Source organism: Psychrobacter sp. YGAH215, assembly GCF_007280595.1.
Lineage (GTDB): Bacteria > Pseudomonadota > Gammaproteobacteria > Pseudomonadales > Moraxellaceae > Psychrobacter > Psychrobacter faecalis.
This window is the reverse complement of sequence record NZ_VKLR01000048.1, coordinates 1-4,319: the sequence shown is the minus strand read 5'-3', so window position 1 is coordinate 4,319 and position 4,319 is coordinate 1. Positions and strand designations below refer to the sequence as shown.

Below are 4,319 nucleotides of genomic sequence, written 5' to 3'. Positions count from 1 at the left end.
ATCGCTATGGACAAAGGTCTTCGCTTCGCAATTCGTGAAGGCGGCCGTACCGTAGGCGCTGGTGTTGTTGCTAACGTATTGAACTAAGATTTAACTCATTCAGAGTTATCTGAGAAAGTTAAAATATTAGTCGAAAAGCCATCCTCATTGAGGGTGGCTTTTTTTTGTGGTAGTTATCTAGGACAGCCCCTTATTTTTTTTAAGATAATCATATGATTGTTTAGTAGTATCACTCTATATCTGGAATTCAATACGACCTTTTTATAGTCCTATCTATTTTAATATGAAATTGATAACATTATTCAATTTATCCGTTAAGGAGAGATAAGAATGAGTGGTCTGAAGAATTTGAATAAAGAATGGAGAGATTGGATAAAGGTATCTCTTTTAAAAGGTGTACCAGCCAACAAGGTAGCTTCAGAATTGTCTAAACGTGGATGGACAGATGCTGCCTATGAACTAATGGATAAAAGTAGTAAGAATCTAAACATACCATATATAAGTTTAACTGAGAATAAAGTTACTTTGAGTGATAAGGAACTTTCTATAAGCTACGCTTGTCATAATCCTTATATTGTTGTGCTTGATGACTTTTTGAGTACAGAAGAATGCACTGCTCTTATTAAAATGTCTCAGGACAAGTTTAAAACCTCTAGAGTTGTGAATGATGATGACGGTACTAGAATTGAGTCTAAATCTAGGATTAGTCAAAGCGTTAGTCATAGTAAAAGCTCACATAAACTTGTAAAAGCTATTGAATCACGTATTGCCGAGTTATTAAATTGGCCCGCTAATCATGGTGAGGGTTTGCTAGTATTGAAATATGAAAATGGTGGTGAATACAAACCACATTATGATTATTTTAACCCTAATAAAGCAGGCAGTAGCCAGATAATGCAAGAAAGTGGTCAACGTGTAGGTACTTTTTTGATGTTTTTATCGGAAGTTGAGGCTGGTGGATCAACTAGGTTTCCTAAATTGAACTTTGAAGTGCGTCCAAAGACTGGTAGAGCCATATTCTTTTCGAATGTGGATTTAGACGGTGAAATTGATGAGATGACATTACATGCGGGTATGCCAGTTACTAAAGGCATCAAGTACTTGTCAACAGTTTGGTTGCGTGAAAAACCTTACTTATCTTAGGCTTTTGCATTATAAACTATAAGGTGACTTGTGTACGTTATAAGTGATTTGCGTGAAAAATTAGCAAAGTTCGAATCTACTATTGAAGCAATAGCTACGATTGAATCTATGGTTCAGCCGCATGACGCGTGGACCTATCAGGCGTTGGTTGAACTGCTTAAGCAAGATAGCATCCGTATGCTGGTTGTTTATGAGGAAAATAACAAAAAGGGCGGAGCCGATAATAATAAAGTCATTGGCTACTGCCTCTATCAAGTAATTTTTGAGCAAGCAGAGATACTGCGTATTGGCACCCATCCTGACTATCAGCGTCAAAGTATTGCCTCGCAGCTTTTTGCTACATTAAATAATGAGTTAATAAATAATAAGGTAGAGAGCTTATTATTAGAAGTGCGCGCAGATAATGCACCAGCGCTTGCTTTATATGAGCAGCAAGCGTTTGCTGTGATTCATACACGTAAAAATTATTATCAACTGCCACATCAACCTTCTGTCGATGCATTAATCCTGCAACGAGTTTATGATTAGCAATTGGTTGTTTAGAAGAGTAAATAGTTATTAAAAAAGAGTGAAATCATGCTTGCGGCGGTATTTTCTTTTTGCAGATTTCGATATTAGAGAGATAATTTTTATCGGTTTTCATGCGTTCAAGCACCTCGATGCGTTCAGCCAACATTTCTATCATCAGATTAATTGTCGTTTGCTGTTTTTTAACTTGCGCCAATTTCTGCTCCGTAAGGCTTAGCTGCAAATCAATATCAAGTTGACCATCGTAATAATCATTTAAGCTGTCTTTGATTTCAGTTAATGTAAAACCAATGGCTTGAGCACTTTTGATGAGCTCGATACGCTCGACGCATTCGGGATGAAACTCGGTATAAAGTCGGGAGCCTGCTTGGCGTTTGCGAGATTTTAGTAACCCCAATTGGTCGTAATGACGAATGGTATCTTTGGTGGTATTGGCCTGCGCCGCTAGTGTGCCAATCAATAAAAACGCTGTGTCGGGTGCCATGCTGACCTCGTAAGTAAAATACCTAAATTACTAATTGTGTAAAAAATGATAGCAAGCATTATTCGTTACTATGTTTAACTATAAATAGATTTATTTAAGTTTACTTTATACTTTCAATTGCCAAGGCTGAGGTTTATCGAGAAGTGAGACCGCTAAAGGTTGATGAGAGTTTTTTTGCCATTTGACTGAACGGCTGCCAATTAAAGTATCTAGCTCTAGCAAAAACTTAGCGCGTGGCAAGATTTCAGCTCCCAAACTTAATAAATGGTCGTTTGGTAGCTGACAGTCTACCAATTCGACATGGCTTTGCTCACATAAACGCATTAAGCCCCAAAAAGCGAGTTTTGAAGCATTTGAAGCAACATGAAACATTGATTCGCCAAAATAAATACCGCCTATTTTTAAGCCATATAAACCGCCAATTAGATGCTGCTTATCATCCCAAACCTCAATGCTATGCGCAAAGCCTTGCGCGTGTAGCTCAGTATAGGCGTCAATCATTTCACTATGAATCCAAGTATGTTCGCCCTCAGGTAGCGCGGCATTGAAACCATCGCTACGCGGTAAGCTACAAGCATGGATAACATCATCGAACGCTTGATTGAGGGTCAACTGCCAACGTTCGCGACCCGCTTGTTTACGTAGTGATTTACTCGGCTTATAATCCTTTGGCACCATGACACAGCGCGGCTCAGGGCACCACCAAGCGATAGGGTCATCTTCATTAAACCATGGAAATAATCCTTGCGCATAAGCTGAAATTAGCGTTTCCGGTGCTAAATCTCCGCCGACAGCAACGATACCGATGCCATCAGGGTCCACCATCGCAGGATCGGGAAAATTATAACGCCCAAGACTTTTTATGTATTGACGAAAAGTTTCAGGCGCTATAGCAGCCGCATTAATATTAATATCAATGCGGTCGTTATCTTTAGCAAAATCGCTCATTTATGCTTCTTTATCTTCAGTCAATGTGGAAGCATAAGTGTGGTCACGAGCGACTGTTTCACCCATAGCGTCCAAATATTTTTCGGCATCAAGCGCTGCCATACAGCCAGTACCCGCCGAAGTAATGGCTTGACGATAAACGTGGTCGGCGACGTCACCCGCGGCAAATACGCCCTCGATACTGGTTTGGGTGGCATTGCCATTTAGACCGCTATTAACGATTAAGTAGCCATCTTTCATTTCTAACTGGCCTTTGAACAAGTCTGTATTTGGCTTATGACCAATGGCGACAAACATGCCAAATACGTCTAATTGCTTGGTGCTGCCATCAAGCATCGATTCGATGACCAACCCATTGACACCCATATCATCGCCGACGACTTCGCGAACTTTATGGTTCCATTCGATTTTGATGTTACCGTTTTTAACCTTTTCAAACAGCTTATCTTGTAGGATTTTCTCAGAGCGCAAGCTGTCGCGGCGATGGACTAGCGTCACTTCAGAGGCGATGTTTGATAAGTATAAAGCCTCTTCAACGGCGGTATTACCACCACCAATGACCGCGACTTTTTGGTTTTTATAAAAGAAACCATCGCAGGTGGCACAAGCTGATACGCCAAGGCCGCGGAATTTGTTTTCTGACTCTAAGCCTAAATACTGCGCAGAAGCACCCGTTGAGATAATCAAGGCATCACAAGTATAGCTACCGTTATTACCGATTAGCGTAAAAGGACGCTCATTCAAATTGACTTCATTGATATGGTCGTAGACCAGTTCGGTACCAAAGCGCTCGGCATGGGCTTTCATACGATCCATAAGCGCAGGACCGGTCAAATCGTGCGCATCGCCTGGCCAGTTATCGACTTCAGTAGTCGTGGTTAGCTGCCCACCAACTTCTAAACCCGTGACCATAACAGGCTTTAGGTTGGCGCGTGCTGCATAAACGGCAGCGGCGTAACCGGCAGGGCCTGAGCCTAAAATAATGAGTTTTTCGTGGCGCGGAGCCGTGATATCAGTTGCCATAAAATTTCCTTGCTTGCTATCTAAATAAGAAATATAAAAATTAAAATACGTGGTACAAATGATAAATGTTACCCCACTCTCAACTTGAAATAAGCAAATCAAACTGAAGAGGCGGGTTACCAAGTTTTTTGTTGAGTACAAAGCATAGATTGTGTGAAAGAATCTTACGAATCAATCGATGAGACAAATGCCA

General features: G+C 40.8%; 5 protein-coding genes and 2 pseudogenes. 3 read left to right on the top strand and 4 right to left on the bottom strand.

What is annotated here, in order from left to right:
• The 3 genes and pseudogenes from FOR85_RS12390 to rimI form a co-directional block, all read left to right on the top strand.
• Positions 1–87 (top strand): annotated as a pseudogene (locus FOR85_RS12390) (elongation factor Tu); the annotation flags it as partial.
• A gap of 243 nt (positions 88–330) precedes the next feature.
• On the top strand, positions 331–1,143 hold the full coding sequence (locus FOR85_RS12385) for a 2OG-Fe(II) oxygenase (protein ID WP_144298155.1): 813 nt from the start codon (positions 331–333) through the stop codon (positions 1,141–1,143).
• 30 nt (positions 1,144–1,173) lie between these two features.
• Positions 1,174–1,671, top strand: coding sequence for a ribosomal protein S18-alanine N-acetyltransferase (gene rimI, locus FOR85_RS12380; RefSeq protein WP_223808637.1), 498 nt, complete (start codon positions 1,174–1,176; stop codon positions 1,669–1,671).
• A 46-nt stretch (positions 1,672–1,717) separates the two neighbouring features.
• Here rimI and FOR85_RS12375 read toward each other — a convergent pair whose 3' ends face one another.
• The 4 genes and pseudogenes from FOR85_RS12375 to FOR85_RS12360 all read right to left on the bottom strand — a co-directional run.
• A complete protein-coding gene (locus FOR85_RS12375) occupies positions 1,718–2,155 on the bottom strand; it encodes a MerR family transcriptional regulator (protein WP_144298154.1) in 438 nt (145 codons plus the stop codon).
• A gap of 105 nt (positions 2,156–2,260) precedes the next feature.
• Positions 2,261–3,103 (bottom strand): leucyl/phenylalanyl-tRNA--protein transferase, encoded by an 843-nt coding sequence (aat, locus tag FOR85_RS12370; RefSeq protein WP_144298153.1) that lies wholly within the window; start codon positions 3,101–3,103, stop codon positions 2,261–2,263.
• The gene (gene trxB, locus FOR85_RS12365) at positions 3,104–4,126 is read right to left on the bottom strand and encodes a thioredoxin-disulfide reductase (protein WP_144298152.1); all 1,023 of its coding nucleotides are present in this window, start codon (positions 4,124–4,126) and stop codon (positions 3,104–3,106) included.
• A 79-nt stretch (positions 4,127–4,205) separates the two neighbouring features.
• Positions 4,206–4,319 (bottom strand): annotated as a pseudogene (locus FOR85_RS12360) (IS982 family transposase); the annotation flags it as partial.